16 protein-coding genes are annotated in these 16,699 nt (G+C 47.6%); 9 read left to right on the forward strand and 7 right to left on the reverse strand.

Annotation, left to right across the window (positions count from 1 at the left end; genetic code table 11):
* Positions 1-100: 100 nt before the first annotated feature.
* Positions 101-721, reverse strand: a complete 621-nt coding sequence (locus tag AC0LWF_RS13995) for a TetR/AcrR family transcriptional regulator (RefSeq protein WP_474652139.1) — start codon at positions 719-721, stop codon at positions 101-103.
* Positions 722-902: 181 nt separating this feature from the next.
* Here AC0LWF_RS13995 and AC0LWF_RS14000 point away from each other — a divergent pair, with 181 nt between their 5' ends.
* Together AC0LWF_RS14000 and AC0LWF_RS14005 are read left to right on the forward strand one after the other, a co-directional pair.
* Complete coding sequence (locus AC0LWF_RS14000) at positions 903-3,143, forward strand: MMPL family transporter (protein WP_474652140.1); 2,241 nt, start codon at positions 903-905, stop codon at positions 3,141-3,143.
* A 403-nt stretch (positions 3,144-3,546) separates the two neighbouring features.
* Entirely contained in the window at positions 3,547-5,268 is a 1,722-nt protein-coding gene (locus AC0LWF_RS14005) for a P-loop domain-containing protein (RefSeq protein ID WP_474652141.1), read from the forward strand.
* A 408-nt stretch (positions 5,269-5,676) separates the two neighbouring features.
* Here AC0LWF_RS14005 and AC0LWF_RS14010 read toward each other — a convergent pair whose 3' ends face one another.
* Positions 5,677-6,936 (reverse strand): sensor histidine kinase, encoded by a 1,260-nt coding sequence (locus AC0LWF_RS14010; protein WP_474652142.1) that lies wholly within the window; start codon positions 6,934-6,936, stop codon positions 5,677-5,679.
* The gene (locus AC0LWF_RS14015) at positions 6,929-7,612 is read right to left on the reverse strand and encodes a response regulator transcription factor (RefSeq protein ID WP_474652143.1); all 684 of its coding nucleotides are present in this window, start codon (positions 7,610-7,612) and stop codon (positions 6,929-6,931) included. Before AC0LWF_RS14015 ends, AC0LWF_RS14010 begins: the two co-directional genes overlap by 8 nt.
* 143 nt (positions 7,613-7,755) lie before the next feature.
* Here AC0LWF_RS14015 and AC0LWF_RS14020 point away from each other — a divergent pair, with 143 nt between their 5' ends.
* From AC0LWF_RS14020 to AC0LWF_RS14050, 7 genes are all read left to right on the forward strand, one after another.
* Positions 7,756-8,220: an FMN-binding protein gene (locus AC0LWF_RS14020; RefSeq protein WP_474652144.1), complete on the forward strand. Its 465-nt coding sequence runs from the start codon at positions 7,756-7,758 to the stop codon at positions 8,218-8,220.
* A gap of 7 nt (positions 8,221-8,227) precedes the next feature.
* Positions 8,228-8,812: an FAD:protein FMN transferase gene (locus AC0LWF_RS14025; protein ID WP_474652145.1), complete on the forward strand. Its 585-nt coding sequence runs from the start codon at positions 8,228-8,230 to the stop codon at positions 8,810-8,812.
* The gene (locus AC0LWF_RS14030) at positions 8,746-9,114 is read left to right on the forward strand and encodes an FAD:protein FMN transferase (RefSeq protein ID WP_474652146.1); all 369 of its coding nucleotides are present in this window, start codon (positions 8,746-8,748) and stop codon (positions 9,112-9,114) included. The genes AC0LWF_RS14025 and AC0LWF_RS14030 overlap by 67 nt, the downstream gene beginning before the upstream one ends.
* Before the next feature lies 1 nt (position 9,115).
* Positions 9,116-9,961 (forward strand): RnfABCDGE type electron transport complex subunit D, encoded by an 846-nt coding sequence (locus tag AC0LWF_RS14035; protein ID WP_474652147.1) that lies wholly within the window; start codon positions 9,116-9,118, stop codon positions 9,959-9,961.
* Between the two features lie 5 nt (positions 9,962-9,966).
* Positions 9,967-10,626 (forward strand): hypothetical protein, encoded by a 660-nt coding sequence (locus AC0LWF_RS14040; protein WP_474652148.1) that lies wholly within the window; start codon positions 9,967-9,969, stop codon positions 10,624-10,626.
* Between the two features lie 72 nt (positions 10,627-10,698).
* Complete coding sequence (locus tag AC0LWF_RS14045) at positions 10,699-11,403, forward strand: VIT1/CCC1 transporter family protein (RefSeq protein WP_474652149.1); 705 nt, start codon at positions 10,699-10,701, stop codon at positions 11,401-11,403.
* A gap of 212 nt (positions 11,404-11,615) precedes the next feature.
* Positions 11,616-12,350 carry a YheC/YheD family protein gene (locus AC0LWF_RS14050; protein WP_474652150.1) on the forward strand — a complete coding sequence of 245 codons (735 nt, stop codon included), beginning with the start codon at positions 11,616-11,618 and terminating at the stop codon, positions 12,348-12,350.
* A 107-nt stretch (positions 12,351-12,457) separates the two neighbouring features.
* On the opposite strand, the gene AC0LWF_RS14055 is transcribed toward AC0LWF_RS14050, so the two are convergent.
* Genes AC0LWF_RS14055 through AC0LWF_RS14070 form a run of 4 tightly spaced genes read right to left on the reverse strand, consistent with a single transcriptional unit; the run spans position 12,458 to position 16,623 of the window.
* Positions 12,458-13,570: a GerAB/ArcD/ProY family transporter gene (locus AC0LWF_RS14055; RefSeq protein WP_474652151.1), complete on the reverse strand. Its 1,113-nt coding sequence runs from the start codon at positions 13,568-13,570 to the stop codon at positions 12,458-12,460.
* 16 nt (positions 13,571-13,586) lie between these two features.
* Complete coding sequence (locus AC0LWF_RS14060) at positions 13,587-13,808, reverse strand: hypothetical protein (protein WP_474652152.1); 222 nt, start codon at positions 13,806-13,808, stop codon at positions 13,587-13,589.
* The gene (locus AC0LWF_RS14065) at positions 13,805-15,007 is read right to left on the reverse strand and encodes a Ger(x)C family spore germination protein (RefSeq protein WP_474652153.1); all 1,203 of its coding nucleotides are present in this window, start codon (positions 15,005-15,007) and stop codon (positions 13,805-13,807) included. The genes AC0LWF_RS14060 and AC0LWF_RS14065 overlap by 4 nt, the downstream gene beginning before the upstream one ends.
* A 5-nt stretch (positions 15,008-15,012) precedes the next feature.
* Positions 15,013-16,623, reverse strand: coding sequence for a spore germination protein (locus AC0LWF_RS14070; RefSeq protein WP_474652154.1), 1,611 nt, complete (start codon positions 16,621-16,623; stop codon positions 15,013-15,015).
* Positions 16,624-16,699: the final 76 nt, after the last annotated feature.

Consider the following 16,699-nt stretch of genomic DNA (forward strand, 5'->3'; position numbering starts at 1 on the left):
CAAATAATAGGCACATGTCATCATATTCACTACACCATAAATAGGTGAGAATAACCGAATAGCTAATGTGCAAAATATGGATATACTGAGATGAAGCCATTTATTTAGGATACAATCCGTACCAGAGCAAGGAAATCACCTGTTGTGCCGCTTCTTCTTTACTTTGGAAAAGAGACGTCCCACTCGCGTTCTTCGCCTGCCCCAGCATGAGAAGACTCATGTAGGCATGAGAAGCAATTATTGGATCAATATGGCCGATTTCTCCGGCATCCGACGATTTCTTAAATTCATCAGCTAACGTAAGAGCAATTGCTTCTTCAGCTTTGCGCATAGCTAATATTTGTTCCTTTGTGAGGATACCTTCTAATTTACGCATAACCGTCTCAAAATCGAAGGAGGTCACTCGCAAATGAATGGTTGTGATTTCTAACAGTCTTGCATCCAAAGATACTGGCTTTTGTAGAATGGCATAGGTTGCATTACGAATATTCTCCATCATCGACAGCAATGCCGCAGCCACAAGCTCTGCTTTCGTGGGGTAGTAATAATAGACAGATGCTTTTGTAATCCCGCACGCTTTTGCGATCTCATCCATGCTCACATTTTCATATCCTCGTTCAAGAAACAGTTTATTAGTAGCTGATAAAATTTTTTCCGTAATTGGTGTTTGCGATTCGGAAAGGGGAGGTCTTCCCAAACGTCTGCTGCCTGAGTTCTTCATAGATAACAACCTTTCATGACTTTTGTTCCTTGTAAATCCATTCTCCAATATATTTAACATTTTAACTAAATAACGATGGAAATAGTACATGAAATTCGGAATAAAGCATTGATTAATTAACTATCCAGTATATATAATTAAAGTGCAAGGAACAGATTTTTTGGGAGGGGTTTTTTTAACTATGCACGAGAGCTCTCTATTCAACAAACTTGGGGGATTTGTAGCTGGACGCCGAGGCAAGTGGATTACCTTATTGGTATGGGTGATGTTGACAGTCATAGCATCTGTTTTTTTGCCAAGCGTCAACTCTCAGGAAAATAACGCAGCGCAGCAATTACCAAGTAATTCCTGGTCATTGCAGGCGAGTCAGACCGTTCATGAGTATTTTCCAAACGAAGAGGGAGTCCCCGCACTCGTTGTTTGGTACCGAAGTCAAGGATTAACTGAGCAAGACTTGATTTCCGTTCAAAAGGTGACAAAGCAGCTTTCGGATACACCGCTTCCAGCTCAACAAGCGCTGCCGCCTTTTCATGAGATGCCTTTATTATCAATAAAATCTATGATTTCCAAGGACGGGAAGCTATTTATTTTGCCTATTGCCTTCGAGGAAGGAACGGAAACAGAAATTCTTCAATCCAGTATGACGAAATTAAAGCAAATGGTTGCTAAACAATTGGGCAATGATCCGTTCTCGGAAGTGAATCTTGAGGACGCTAAGCTGCATTTAAGAATTACGGGTCCTGTCGGAATCGAAACCGATGCGACAGAATTATTCAAAGGCGCGGACTTTGCACTGCTGATGGCTACGGTATTGCTTGTACTGGTTCTTCTTATTTTGCTTTATCAATCTCCAATTTTAGCGATTGTACCTTTAATCGGCGTTGGATTTGCGTATGGGATTATTTCGCCGTTGCTGGGTTTGCTTGCGCAGCAGGGATTAATTGTAGTAGATGCTCAATCGATATCTATCATGACCGTATTGCTATTTGGCGCAGGTACGGATTATTGTCTTTTCCTTGTGGCTAGATATAGACAAACGTTGTTGGAGACACAGGATAAGCATCAAGCATTAAGAATAGCGATTGGCGGCTCTGCTGGAGCTATCGGAATGAGCGGACTCACCGTCATTGTCTCGCTACTTGGGCTATTGTTTGCTCATTACGGTTCAAATCACCGATTTGCGATTCCCTTCAGTCTGGCAATTCTTATTATGGCGCTGGCCAGTTTGACTCTCATTCCTTCACTACTTGCAATCCTTGGTCGCAAATCCTTCTTTCCGTTTATCCCGCTAACACCTGAGATGAGAGTGAAGAAGGAAGCGCGCAAGGGAAGACGGATAAGAGAGCAAAAGAAGATTGGAAAAGTAAGCTCTGCATTAGGACGCCTTGTTATAGCGAAACCACGGATTGTTTTATTGGTTAGTTTTATCGTTCTCATCGGGCTCACGGCTTTTGTTCCTCAAATCAAGTTCACCTATAATTTGCTGGAGTCATTTCCATCATCAATGGCTTCTCGAGAAGGTTTCTCTATCATATCCAGCCACGTTTCGCCTGGTTCACTCGCACCTGTGAAACTCGTGATTGATACAGACGGGAAAGACATGAATCTGAAGCCCCGGCTCTCAAAGCTTACGTACTTAGCTGAAGTTTCGGAGCCCGCAACAAGCAAGCAAAATTCAAAGTACCAAGCTTATGAACTCGTTTTCAATCAAGATCCATATGCGATGGATTCTATTCGGCGCATTCCCGAGATTCGGACATTCGTTGAACACGAGTTGTTTCAAGCCGGCATTGACAAGCCAAGCGTGTGGGTCGGGGGAGAAACAGCTGCTCAATATGATACAAAAACAATTGTTGACCGCGACACGCGAATTGTAATTCCTGTGGTTATAGGCGTCATCGCACTATTGTTACTTCTATACCTGAGATCGATAGTAGCGACCGTCTATCTGATAGCGACGGTACTGTTATCTTACTTTTCCGCGCTTGGGGCTGGATGGTTCATTCTCCATTATTTTATGGGGACAACCGCGATCCAAGGACTGATCCCGCTTTATGCTTTTGTATTTCTTGTTGCGCTTGGTGAAGATTACAATATTTTCATGGTATCTAGTATTTGGCAGGAGAGGAACCGTCTAGATCTAAAGAATGCGATTCGATTAGGAGTCAGTCAAACGAGCAATGTCATTACTTCAGCAGGTTTGATTCTCGCAGGCACATTTGCCGTTCTGGCAACATTGCCTATACAAGTATTGGTGCAGTTTGGTGTTATCTGCGCGATTGGTGTTCTTTTGGATACTTTTATTGTGCGGCCTTTCCTTGTTCCAGCAATTACGTTGCTGCTGGGAAAATTGGCCTTCTGGCCAGGGCGTATTTTAGTTCAGGAACAACAGCTGCAAGTTCGAGATTTAGAGAACAAATAAAATCAGGGTTCATAACCGGTTAATCGACTAAAGACAGATAAGGTGCAATGGCGAATAGAGTAGCCACTGCACCTTTTTCAATTACGGCGGTCCTTCCGGCGGTAAAATCTTGGCGTAATGCCGGTTAACTTCTTGAATTCTTGATAAAAATGCGGAAGACCCTGGAACCGCAAATTTGTGCGATCTGAAGAACCGTGCCTTTGGCACGGTTCTTTTTCTATTTATCTCTCGATACACTCTGCTATGAAAATTGGGCATGGTCTCTTCAGGGTTTTCTTACATGCTCGACTAGCTTTCTGAGTCTCGGAAGGAACATGATGATAAAAAACGGTTAAATAAAAAAGTTACTTTGTAATGAAATGGGGGAAATGTCACAATTATAGCCATAAACAACAGGAGGCGAATGGCTATTAACAGACTCATCAAATTATTAAGCTCATGTGATCTCTCCGATGTGACTTCATTAAGAGCCTTATATAAAAACGATAACGTTTATTCATACAATGGAGTCACGATAGTTTGCAATGAAACGCATAAATCAAAACCTGAATTTGTAAAGTTTACGCTTCAGATTCCCGCCCAGATGTTAAGCCTAGAACGCCGCGACAGAACTTTAGATGCATCAACGGCCGACTTTTGTTTGCGGGCTTTTGTTTCTCTTATCGAAAAGATAGATTTGGCACAAGAGCATAAGACGGGGAAAGAGAAATTTACGGGCAAAATATACGTTCATGAACCTAACCAAAAAGTAATTGTCCGCAACAGCTGTTTTTTTAAAGATGACATGCTGAATCTCGCGATGGTCATCCGTTTCCCTGTGCACATGATGGAGAAACGGAATGTTGTTGCAGGCAAATTATCCGTGAAGATCGCGAGAAAGGAATTAGGAAAGGCGATCAGAGATTTTGTTGACTTTTTCGACAATGATGCCTGCGCTCAATTTAATACCGTGTATAGAAGACAGATAGAGATCAGAGGTTTATTGCAGGAGCGGAAGCTGACATGCTTTATAGCCAATAACAGCGTTCTCCCACGGGGGCAAGGAGACAAACCGCTAGGCGAGGCTGTTCCATTTATTTCCCCGACTGAAGATGAAATCGAATTTACATTATCGGACGGCTTTGTTATTAAAGGAATGGGGATCGCCGAAGGCGTTACCGTTATAACTGGAGGAGGTTATTCAGGGAAAAGCACTCTGTTAGACAGTATGCTATCGGGCATTTACAATCATGTTCCTGGGGATGGGCGCGAATACTGCATAACCGAAGAGAGAAGCTGCAAAATCATTGCGGAGGATGGTCGCAGTGTAACTTCCCTGGACATTACGCCTTTTATACGGGATATTCCGCATTCCAATACCAAGGCTTTTAGTTCCAAGCATGCCAGCGGAAGCACCTCGCAAGCGGCCAATATTATCGAGGCCGTATCCTTCGGATGCAAAGCATTGCTGATTGATGAAGACCGAACAGCTACCAACTTTATGATACGCGATTCCCGAATGAAGCAAATTATTCAAGATGATCCCATCGTCCCTTTTACGGATCGCGTCCGTCATTTGTATGACAAAGCGGGGGTTTCGACCATTCTTATTATTGGCGGAACCAGTGAATATCTGGATTTGGCTGATAATGTGTACATGATGAAAAACTATACCCTGCATAACTTTAATAGCGAATTAAAGCCATTCAAGCAACATTCATATGAATTCTACGAAAGAGAAGATGAACATGAGGTGCAGTGGAAGCTGGAGAGATGGGTGAAAACGGACTCTCTTTCCACCTTCAAAAGGGATGCGGAGAGTAATCGGATCTTCGAATATGTGAATGTCGGCGGTAATACGATTCATCTGGGCAAAGATACGGTGGATGTTTCTCGCTTGGATACGATCATTTCACAGCAGCAATTAGCGACAATTGCATATATAATCCGATATTTGGCCAACCGGACGAGGGAACCGAAGTTTAATCTATATCGTTCCGTTCAAGAAGTATTCGCCCTTCTCTTCGAACAAGGCCTTGATGCCATATATTCAAACAGCTTTGACATTCCTCATGACCTGGAATTACCCGCATTGCACGATGTTTTGTTTTCTTTCTCCAGAATGAGTTCGCCGGTATATGAGTAAGCAGAGGGTGTCTGGTTAAAATATCCGAAAAAGGAGAATTGTTACCCATGTGCTTGCGATCTTGATGAATGTGCAAAGAATTAATCATATTCTCCTTAATTCAGATTATGCCCCTTCGGTAAAAACAAATCGGTGTTGGCAGCACACTAGAAGAATTGAAACGGACATATAGACAATATCAAAGACCGCGAAATCGCCGCTTTTTTAATTATGGGATCAAGTTCTTGTCAAAACCAAATGACAAGAACTTGATCCCATTTCCTAAATTGACAACAACTTGATCTCGTTCCCGACGAAAGGTAGGGAATCGCATACTGATGACATCCAGATGTTAGATTCGGCTCTTGAAAACAATTCTAGTCAATATACATTAAAGATTTCAAGGAAAACCACAAGGCAATCTTGGATTTACAAGACTGCCTTATTTTTGCGAGGAAATCGCAATTCAAATCGCGTACCCTTGCCAGTTCGGGAATCGGCACGGATGGTACCTCCGTGGGCATCGACAATCCATTTGGCTATGGAAAGCCCAAGCCCGGTGCCGCCTTCTTTTCGTGAACGTGCCTTGTCCCCTCGGTAAAATCGCTCGAACAGATAGGGGAGCTCTTCCTTCGGTATACCTCTGCCGCTATCTGAAACGGTAACCGTTACGTGATGAGCGGAAGATTTGCCGGTCACCTCGATTTTTCCGTTAGACGGCGTATATTTCAGTGCATTGTCCAAGAGGATGACTAGGAGTTGCCGGATGCGACCTTCGTCCCCAAAAAACGGTAGCGGCTCCTTGAGCGATACATCGATACCGATCTCTTTGGTGATCGCGAGCAACTGGAATTGCTTCGTCAAATCCAGCAGCACACGGTCCAACGAGAACATCGAGCATTCTAGTTCTAACTGATTGGAATCGGACCTAGCTAAAGTCAGCAAGTCTTCGAGCAGCTTACTCATGCGGGTGCTTTCTTTCAGAATGACGGCAATATTGTCGCTTTCCCTCTCGATCGAGTGAGCTGGGTAACGGAGCAACAGCTCGGCCTGTGCACGAATGACTGAAACCGGCGTGCGGAGCTCATGGGACGCATCCGCAACGAATCGCTGCTGCTTGTCCCAGGCTTTTCGAATCGGAATCCATGCTCGGCCCGCAAGGAAAAAACCAGCGAAAATCGAAATTAGGACTCCAGAGCCTACGCCCGTGATGATGTCGAGCAGCAGGGAATGGAGCGTGCTATCGTCGTCCTCGAGACTCGTGAGAACTGTGAGCGACTCGATTTCACCTCGAGGCGCTTGAGGAAAGGGTGTGAGAAAACCGCGATAACGGTCTCCACCGACTTTGAGCGTTTCATATGAGAAAGTACCTTTATGATAGAGAAGAGTGTCGATCTGTGCTTGCGTGAAAGTTTGGGTGGGTGACTGGCCTTGAATTTGACCCTCAGCATCCCGGAAGATGTATGTTATTCGGTCATCTTGCTCCAGTACACGGTGCTCCTTTCTCAGAATCGCTTCCGCATCACGAGCAGAGTCGATCTGTTCAGCTGCGTTCCGCAGCACCTCATCTGTTTCCTTATACAATCTGTACCGCATGTGTAAATAGAGGGTGGAACTGAGCACAACCAGGATGATAAAGAGTACAGCTGCATTCAGAACGACTAATCGTACGCGGACGTTATTAAACATCAACTTCTCCTTTCAGCATGAACCCGATTCCCCGTATGGTTCGTAAACAGTGCTCGGCTCCAGCGGCAGCCAGTTTTTTGCGGAGGTGGTGGACGTAGACATCGACCGCTGAGATGCCCGCTCTCGATTCAAATCCCCACACTCGGTCAAATATCTGTTCGCGTGTAAGAATTCGGTCTATATTGCAAACCATAAATTCCAACAACTCATATTCGGTTGAGGTGAGGGCGAGTAGAGTTTGACCGATAAAAGCTTCGCGCGAAGCCGGCGAAAGACGGTACGGACCGTAAGTAAGATTCCCCTCCGCTCCAAGAGTGCCACGACGTCGCAGAACGGCTCTAGAACGGGCGAGCAGCTCTTCTACGGCGAAAGGCTTCGTGATATAGTCGTCTGCGCCTGCGTCTAATCCGGCCACGCGATCTTTCACAGCGTCTTTGGCAGTCAGTAAGATGATTGGAACCGTATGACCATTGCTTTGAAGACTACGAACGATGTCAACGCCACTCATTCCTGGAAGCATGACATCAAGCACAATAAGATCGTAGATGGCTTGCTGCGCCATGAAATAGCCGTCGTCGCCCGTTTCCGCTGTATCGGTTTGAAACAATTCGCTTTCGAATACGCCTCGTATTATACCGAGTAGGGATGGATCATCTTCCACCACGAGAACTCTCATGCAACTATCAGCTTCCTTTTTATGGGTATTTGCTTATCCGTATGCGGCTGTTTTTTAAAATTAATTTAAGCTTGCAGTATTATAATAAGTCTTACATTAATCAATGTGAAGTTAAGAAACCTTGTCCGAACGGAGGCCATACGATGGCGAGAATGAACAAAAAGTGGGTGGTACTGTGCTCAACAGCTATTGCCGCTGTCTATGCCGGTGGTTATTGGACGACGGAGATTGATAAGTCTAACATGCTGGTCAACACGGTTTATAGCGGTCCGTCGGTATCAAGCAGCACCTTGGAAAGCGACTCTGCACAGGTGTCCGATTCCCAAAGCCAGATAACCACGAAGTACAACAATGGAGCTTACATCGGAATGGGGAGCAATCGACGCGGCACAATCCAAGTGACAGTTGCCATAAAGAATGATCGGATCACAGACGTTGAGATCAGTGATTTCGCTATGCACTATTCCATCGACGACGTTGTCGGAATGCCGGAAGAGGTATTGAAGATTCAAAGCGCGAACGTAGATAACGTCTCAGGCGCGACATACAGCACTCGCGCGTTCTCGGACGCCGTACAGGATGCTCTGAATCAGGCGCTTCGAGCTTGAGGCACCGATGAAGAAAGCCAAATTATTCATGGATACGATTGTCCAGATCGAAGCCCGCATCGGAAACGAGATGTCGGAGGAAGAGCTCGATTCCTGCATTAACAAAGCATTTGATGCCTTTCGGCAAGTTGAAAGGGCGTGCAGCCGTTTCAGTCCAGAGAGCGAGTTGATGCAAGCATGCCGCAGGATCGGAGAAGCGACAGCGATCAGCCCGTATTTGTTCGAGCCGCTTAAGTTTGCACTGGAAATGGCAGAATGGACGGATGGCTCATTCGATCCCACCATCGGTCGGCTATTGGAGTCGAAAGGGTTCAACCGCCATTATTTGACGGGTGAAAGGACGAACAGCAATGTCGACGGCTCTGCCACTTACCGGGACATTGAGCTGAGTGAAGCGAATCGTACTTTATGCTTGCATCAACCACTCATTCTGGATTTAGGCGCCACTGCCAAAGGGTTCGCATCGACTTGGCAGCTAGAGAACTCAGCGGATGTGCCGGATTCGTCGTTAACGCTGGAGGCGATTTGTATGCGGGTGGTACTAACGAACAAGATGACAAGTGGACCATCGGCATCCGCAATCCCACGATAGCAAACGGCATTCTGCAGTCGCTCTTCATTACCGACGCCGCAGTATGTACCTCTGGAAGCTATGAGAGAAGAAGCGAAGTAGATGCAGGTGAACATCACATCGTTCGCCCCGATACAGGACAATCGCCAAACGAATGGATTAGTTGCAGCGTAATTGCTCCTTACGCTATGATGGCGGATGCATTTTCTACCGCGGCATTTGCGATAGGTGGAGAAGAAGGGATCGCTCTGATTGCGGATGCTGGCTTGCAAGGACTGATCCTGACGTCGGATTTACGAATCAAGAGGATCGGAGGAATTTAGAATGAAAACGGCCCAATGGATCAAAACGCCTAAAGCTTATGTCCTTATTGCCATCGTGGTCTATCTCTCGATCGCTTCTTGGGCGACGCACAGCCTGATCGGTATTGAAAATGGAGGAATAGCAGCTGGTACAGCAGTAGTCGTTGACGTCATATTCGCACTCATCAAGAAGCGGAAACGCATCATACCAGACGGCGCTGCAATTACAGGACTCATCGTCGCGATGATATTAAGCCTGAATACCGCTTGGCCAATTATTGCAAGCACGGCAGGCCTTTCGATTATTTCTAAACATCTTCTTGTATCTAAGAAGAAACCGATATTTAATCCAGCCGCATTCGGACTTTTCTTGTCTATTCCCATCTTTCACGCCGAACAGAGCTGGTGGGGCGCCTTCGGGGACCTTCCCGGCTGGTATATTCCGCTGTTGCTGATCGGAGGATATGTAGTAACGAATCGCGTGAATAAGTATCCCCAAGTATTCGTGTTCTTCATGACCTCATTCACGATGCTGCTGGCAATGGCGTATTTTCATAAAGGAGATGCTTTTGATGCGCTTCGACCGCCGTTCATCAATGCGTCCTTATTCTTCGGTTGCTTCATGCTGACTGATCCTCCGACATCACCGGCCAAGATCAGGGATCAAGTCGTGTTCGGTGTAATTGCTGCCTTTACCGGATCAGTCATATATGCGCTTTATGGAGGCTTAATGTATCTCTTTATCGGGCTGCTAGCCGGAAATCTATTTCATTTGCTGATGCAGCGCTTAACCGCGAACCGACCGAAGTCGACCTCGAAACCATCATCAAAACAGAAATCGAAACCATTATCTACTGTACAGAGGTGACTGCCATGAGCAAAAGCAAAAAAGTTTGGATTCCTGCGGCCATTGCCCTCGTCGCAGCGGTAATTCTTGTCGTGTGCTATTACGTTTACGCTCCATCTAGGGAAGAGCTCCATCAGCGCTTTTCGCAAGGTGTTAAAGGGGGGCAACCTCTTGCTGGAGGCCATCGGCCAGAAAGAGGAGATGAAGGCGCATTTGACGGTTATTTTTCGACTTTCGGCACGATAGCTTTATTTGTTGGAGCTGCAAGCTTCTCCTGGTTCTGGTTTAAGAAAAAGCGGAAGTCTCCGTCGATGCTTGTCCGAAAGGCTGGTAAGCTGTTTTACTCACTCCATAAGCTGCTTGGCTGGGGAACGTTCATCCTGGTTGCGGCCCATGGCATCTATTTCTTATTTACAAAAATAAACGATGAGCATATTTATACGGGTCTTGCTGGCTTTGCAATTTTGATCGCATTGGCAGGTTACGGGTATCTTATCAATAAGATACGAAATAAATGGATGCGAACCGTACACCGTACGCTCGGGGTTCTTTGGGTTCCGGTGCTCTGGCTGCATGCCGGAGGCTCCGCTTTCCTGGCCACGGCGGCAACCCTCGCCGTCGGCGGTCTCGTTTATCTAATGGATAAATCTGCTAGTCGTGCCAACCAGACCGTGCAAGAGCATTAAAAAACAACTATTAAACAGCGTAAACGTGGTGAGATTGGAACGACGGCGCGCTAGTGTAAGGAGAGAATCGTTTTGAATCATTTGGAAAATTCAACGCATCGTGAACAACACTTCACCGCATCAGATGCGATTCGAGATATCGTGATTGGAATGTCGGATGGGCTGACGGTTCCGTTTGCACTTGCCGCCGGACTTTCCGGCTCGGTGTCTGGTACAAATATCGTCGTCATAGCGGGTCTTGCCGAGATCGCAGCAGGTTCTATCGCCATGGGACTAGGCGGGTATTTGGCTGCAAGAACGGACCGAGAGCATTACTTGAACGAATTGGAGAGAGAAAAACGAGAAATCATTGAAGTTCCGGAACGTGAAAGGGAAGAAGTGGCCGAGGTTCTGAGGGGCTGGGGTCTACAGGAGCAAAATGTTGAACAAGCGGTAAAAGAGATAAGCGCTGATCCGAATCTATGGGTTGCATTCATGATGAAACTCGAGCTAGGACTTGAAAAGCCCGAGCCCAAGAGAGCTCGGAACAGTTCCTTGACGATCGGTTTATCTTACATTGTGGGTGGAATTATTCCGTTAATTCCATATATGCTCATCCATCGCGCCATTTCAGCTTTATTAGTCTCCGTTGTCGCAACCTTAATGGCTTTGTTTATATTTGGTTACGTCAAAGGGAAATTTACGGGTTCAAAACCACTCAAAAGTGCCATTCAAACCGCACTAGTCGGAGGAGTTGCGGCGGGAATCGCCTTTTTGGTTGCCAAGATCATTTCGTGAATAAATTTCAATATTAAATGCCGTCATGAATGAAATCATTCAATCGGCATTTTTTGCTTTTCTTCGATAAAAAGATCGTCCGATTTTCTTAAATTTTTATTTTTATGCAAATAGTCCAGTTCTCGAATTACTAAGGTGAATAAATTGTTGCAGGAATTCAGTCACCTAATAACAAGTCAGGAGCATGACATGTCATAGAAAGGAGATAAGAAATGCCACGACACGTATATAGTAAGTGGGTAAAAACCAACGCAATACGCAAACATGCAGCAATCGAAGCTCATGTGCCTGATACGCGCAGAATGACTAAGTCATCGTTATTCAATAAGTTGAAACGCTATAATATGGTATATGTTAAGCCCGACGTTGGAACGTTCGGAAATGGTGTTATGCGGGTTGAGCGTAGATCAGGTGGTTATAAGTTTCAAAAAGGGGCAAAGATCCATACATTCGTAAGCTACGATGCTATGTATAAATCCCTTTTACGTCACACTGGCGGAAAACGGTATTTGGTGCAGAAGGGCATTCATCTACTCAAGCATCAAGGGGGGAGATTTGACCTTCGTGTCATGGTTCAATATTCTCCAGATCGTAGGTGGAAGACAACGGGGATTATTGGAAGGGTTGCAGCCAAAAATAAAATCGTGACTAATTTCCATAATGGCGGAAGGTTAGTCCAGGCAAAACGGCTATTGACTCCGCATACGAGTAAAGCAAAAAGCTTGTTGAAATCACTCTCCAAACTAGGCGTTCGAGTCGGGAGAGCGATGAAATCTGCATTTCCGGGCGTTTACGTTGTCGGACTTGATGTGGCGCTGGATAAAACCTTGCATCCCTGGATCCTTGAAGTGAATACTAGTCCTGATCCGTATATCTTCAAGAAACATGAGGATCCAAAAGTGTTTAAGACTATCATGAGATATGCACGATCCTATCCTCGGGCGTAATTCTCCCCACAACTTCATACCCGTTGCCAAAAAAATAATATCAGCAGCAGCTAGTTTTTTGACACAACTCGTATTCGGTCGAGGCGAGGGCGAGGCTATTGTGCCAACTAGCTCAATAACTTGTCTACTTTATCAATCTTTCTCCCCTTCCTGGAGCGCAGCCAGTCTACGAGAAAGTAAAGCGTTGGCAGCGACCCCTTCAGAATAAGAATGGCGGATTCGCTGTGATTCGTGATCCTCTCGATATCGGCCATCGAATCAAAGAGCAGGATGGAGAGGAAAATCATGGCGCCGGCCATGCCGAAGGAAAAGGGCTTATGGTCTTTCAGGCCGAATACGTGGGCGAGCAGCATGGTGCCGATTAGCAGGAACAGTCCGATCTTCAGCAGCATGCTGAACAGCCAGAAGACGATCAGCATCGGATCGAGATTTTCCAGAAAAGAGCCTGCTCTCATGTACCGAATCAATTCAAGCGTTGGATACGTCATGCCGGCCGTAAGATCGGAACCGAACAAGAGAAGTACGGCAATCATATTCGCAATCGTGACGATTGCGGCAGTCAAGCCAGCCCACATGAGCGTCCGAAACGTATTTTCCTTGTGTTCAAAGCAAGGCACCAAATAGATAAAAACCGTCATTTCGCTGAAGAGTGCGCCCGACAGAATCGCAGCTTCCCATATCCCATGCGGCTGGAAATCCGTCAGTAATGCCGCGAGCTTGTTATTATCGAGTTGGGTGATCGAGAACAGCGGGAACGAAAAGACGGCAATGACACTGAAGAGGAATAGTCCCTGCGCACCACGAAAGAAGCTGACCGGGCCCGAACGCGTGCCGCGAGCGATGCAGATGCCGAATAATAAAGCGACCGCCCAGCCCGGCGTCCCTGGCAAATAAATTTGCACGATGAAATCGGTCAGCTCGCGAAGAATAAGCGCGGCCATAAACAGATTAATCAGGATGGCGATGCCGACGATGAGATAATGAGGCCATTTGCCAATGATCTCTTTGCCGTATGTGCCGAGAAACTCATCGGGTCTCTTCAGAAGAAGCCGATACGTGAAGAACCCGAATAGCAAACCGATCCCGAAGCCGATGATGACGCTGATCCATGACATGAAACCAGCCGTCCGGACGATCGGACCGATGAAGAAGCCGATCGCCGTCGAGAAGAGAAACTGCGTGAACAACGTATAGACTTGGAGCTGCGTAATGGTCTTCATTGTCCAGCCTCCTTCATCAAGTTATGAATAGCAACCGCTGCAACGGCTCGAACAGGCTTGCGATCGCCGGACCCAGCAAGAAACGGCTCCGCGCCATAGCGACTGCAAACACGATCACCCACAGTAGCGAGAGCATGCCGAAGACAATGCGAATCGTGCGCTTGCTCCGATGATGCTGACGGAGGTACCGCCATTCGAAATACGCGATGCAACCAAAGACGACGGTAACGGCGATCATCCGCTCACCTCTTTGTCGGATAGATCGATATTCCAGATCGGTTTCTGCGCGCCGCCGAACCATTTGATTTTGATCGCGACATTGGCATCGACGGCAACTTGTTTCTGATAAATGTCCCGCCAGTTACCTTTGATCCGATTCCAAGTTCTCGGCTGCCGCCACCGAATCAGCTGTCCGAATCCGAAAGCATCCGATCGCTCAGATTGCGTTTGCGAAACGGTACGGAGAATACGCTCCTTCAATGTCTGATTGACCCGCTGCTCAAGCGTCGCTAGGTTCTTCCGGTCGGTGACATCCAATGCAGATTCGCTGGCAATGATTTTCGCCGAACCTTTGCAGGAGATAACGAACCGTATCCGGTTTCCTTTCAAAACCGGTTTAACACGCGATTCATTGCTAAACAGCAGAAAGCTGATTATCTTGCCGTCCGATGGAGATTTGACCCGCATAACTCCCTTCCCAATTTCATCCATGATCCACAAGGCCGCCCTCGTTTCTTGGGAATCGAGCTGCGCCACGAACTTCCCCTGCCGGAACAGTGCAGCCCCATCCGTTCCCATCCAATGCTGTCCCCCGCGCTCCGACTCCGCGCCAAATTGGCCGAATACGAGCATAGGAAGCACGAAATCCCCGCCTATCGTCGTGGTCATTAATACGTCTTTAACGGTTGTCCTCAACGTAGTTTGCTGTTTCGCATAGGCGGTCAAGATATCGGTAAGAAACCGCTCGAAGGTGAGCGGAATACGGCCGATTTGCTTCGCGGGACCGTCTGTCACATACATGTTGGCGTTAATGTGAATGCTCGTATCGCGCATCAGGAAATCGACGATCGGATATATCCCGTCTTGCGCGAATGCTTTGCTGATCAGAATGTTCCGCAGCTGGCCATAGGTGATCTGACGCGACAAATCGGCCTGAATGAGCCGGTAAGCTTCTCCGAGGTCGCGGCCAATCTTCGTAACGAGCGCGAACGGCGGCTCCGTCGATGCTGAAGATCCGCTTGTAATGCCTCCGCTTATGCGGTTAGGCAGCGGGAAGCCGAGAGTAAGTTCAATACCGTCCTTGGATTTGTCCAAAATCATGACTCGAGCAAACGCCCGTTCGTTGAGTTCGACGCTTGACCAGCAGCCGCACAACGCTGCGGCCATTGCGATAACGAGAACACCGGTGCTGAGTATGCGAATCGTCGATTTCTTCATCGCCCTCATTCCTCCTCTTCATTGCCCGAAGCCCAGTTCCGGCCGCCGGTGCGCTGCCCGTTCTTGTACGCGCCTGAGAATGACGGATTTGACTTCATGGCCCACCATGGCGCCCGGACGAACACGTCTTTCAGGTCGCCCTTATTGCGCGGCGTGAGCGGATCCAGATAAGGAAGGCCGAACGACCGCAGCTCGATGAGGTGGAAGTACAGCAGGATCATGCCGCAGGCGATGCCGAACAAGCCGAATAACCCGGCAAGCAACATAATCGGGAAACGTATCAGCCGAAAAGCGAGCCCTAGATCGTAGTGCGGGATAATGAATGAAGCCATGCCGGTCATGGAGACGATGATGACCATGCTGGCGGAGACGATGCCGGCTTGCACCGCAGCGGTTCCGATGATCAGCGCGCCGATGATCGAGACGGCTTGACCGATTACCTTCGGTATGCGCAATGACGCTTCACGCAAAGCTTCGAAGGACAATTCCATGATGAACGCCTCCAATAAGGCGGGGAAAGGAACGCTTTCCCTTGCGGCGGAGACTGTTACCAAGAGACGCTCCGGAATAATATCGGGGTGAAACGTCGTGATCGCTATGTAAAAGGATGGCAGCAGTATCGAAATCAGCAGGAAGACATAGCGGATCAACCGAATCCAGGATGCCGCGATATAACGCTGATAGTAATCTTCGGCGGACTGCATCAGCATGAACATCGTTACCGGAGCCAGAATAATAATCGGCGTGCCGTCGACGATCAGCGCGAAGCGCCCTTCCAGCAGCGCGGCGCAGGCGACGTCCGGGCGTTCGGTATATTGCAATTGAGGGAAAGGCGAATACGGATTGTCCTCGATGTATTCTTCAAGATAACTGGAACCGAGCACGCCGTCGATTTCGATGGAGGAAAGCCGTTTCTTCGCTTCGTCGACAAGCTCCCGCTTGCATACGCCGGACAGATAGACGAGCGCGACGGCCGTGTGCGTCTCCTTGCCGAAATGCATCGTTTCGATCGTAAAGCGATTCGTCTTCAGCCGCTTTCGGATCAGGGTGATATTCGTCTCGAGGTCCTCGATGAACGCTTCGCGCGGCCCTCGAATGACCGATTCATTCGGCGGCTCGTCGATGGAACGCTGCTTGGACGAGCCTATGGAAAGGCTGAGCATTCTCGGCTCGCCGTCTGCCATCAGCACGGGATTCCCGTCCAGAATGCTCCTCTCCGCATCGGTCATCGAATTGCAAATCGTCTGCTTCGCGATCGGCAATTGCTTGCTGGCGAATAGCATGGCGTACAGCTCTTCGTCCTTCATCCCGGGATCGATGCCAACCAACGCTTGAAGCACGGTTTGTTCCACCGTTAATTGATCGATCATGCCTTTAATATAAATAAGAGCACAGGACAAGCCGGATGGCGTTATTAACGTATGGTAGACAACATCCGAGCTCTCCGAGAATCTGCATCGCAAATAGGCGATCCGGGATCCGATGTCAGAGCCGGTTTCGGCCTGTGCTCCGGTCTGTTCGTCGCTCAGTTCGTTGCTCTGCTGCGTTCTGACGAGCGTTTTGTTATGGGGTATAGGGATTACCATCGATTTGCGGAGCCACTTGAATCTGGGCACTTGCGGTCCTCCCGACCTTCTTTCTGCTTAGTGTGCCGCCTCTGCATAGGAGTATGTATAACACTGGAAAAAAAGG

The organism is Paenibacillus sp. sgz302114 (assembly GCF_056120345.1).

Bases quoted from the DNA above. Each gene is read 5' to 3' on its own strand.
- AC0LWF_RS13995 (WP_474652139.1), bottom strand. From the start codon at position 721: ATGAAGAACTCAGGCAGCAGACGTTTGGGAAGACCTCCCCTTTCCGAA.
- AC0LWF_RS14000 (WP_474652140.1), top strand. From the start codon at position 903: ATGCACGAGAGCTCTCTATTCAACAAACTTGGGGGATTTGTAGCTGGA.
- AC0LWF_RS14005 (WP_474652141.1), top strand. From the start codon at position 3,547: ATGGCTATTAACAGACTCATCAAATTATTAAGCTCATGTGATCTCTCC.
- AC0LWF_RS14010 (WP_474652142.1), bottom strand. From the start codon at position 6,936: ATGTTTAATAACGTCCGCGTACGATTAGTCGTTCTGAATGCAGCTGTA.
- AC0LWF_RS14015 (WP_474652143.1), bottom strand. From the start codon at position 7,612: ATGAGAGTTCTCGTGGTGGAAGATGATCCATCCCTACTCGGTATAATA.
- AC0LWF_RS14020 (WP_474652144.1), top strand. From the start codon at position 7,756: ATGGCGAGAATGAACAAAAAGTGGGTGGTACTGTGCTCAACAGCTATT.
- AC0LWF_RS14025 (WP_474652145.1), top strand. From the start codon at position 8,228: ATGAAGAAAGCCAAATTATTCATGGATACGATTGTCCAGATCGAAGCC.
- AC0LWF_RS14035 (WP_474652147.1), top strand. From the start codon at position 9,116: ATGAAAACGGCCCAATGGATCAAAACGCCTAAAGCTTATGTCCTTATT.
- AC0LWF_RS14040 (WP_474652148.1), top strand. From the start codon at position 9,967: ATGAGCAAAAGCAAAAAAGTTTGGATTCCTGCGGCCATTGCCCTCGTC.
- AC0LWF_RS14050 (WP_474652150.1), top strand. From the start codon at position 11,616: ATGCCACGACACGTATATAGTAAGTGGGTAAAAACCAACGCAATACGC.
- AC0LWF_RS14055 (WP_474652151.1), bottom strand. From the start codon at position 13,570: ATGAAGACCATTACGCAGCTCCAAGTCTATACGTTGTTCACGCAGTTT.
- AC0LWF_RS14060 (WP_474652152.1), bottom strand. From the start codon at position 13,808: ATGATCGCCGTTACCGTCGTCTTTGGTTGCATCGCGTATTTCGAATGG.
- AC0LWF_RS14065 (WP_474652153.1), bottom strand. From the start codon at position 15,007: ATGAAGAAATCGACGATTCGCATACTCAGCACCGGTGTTCTCGTTATC.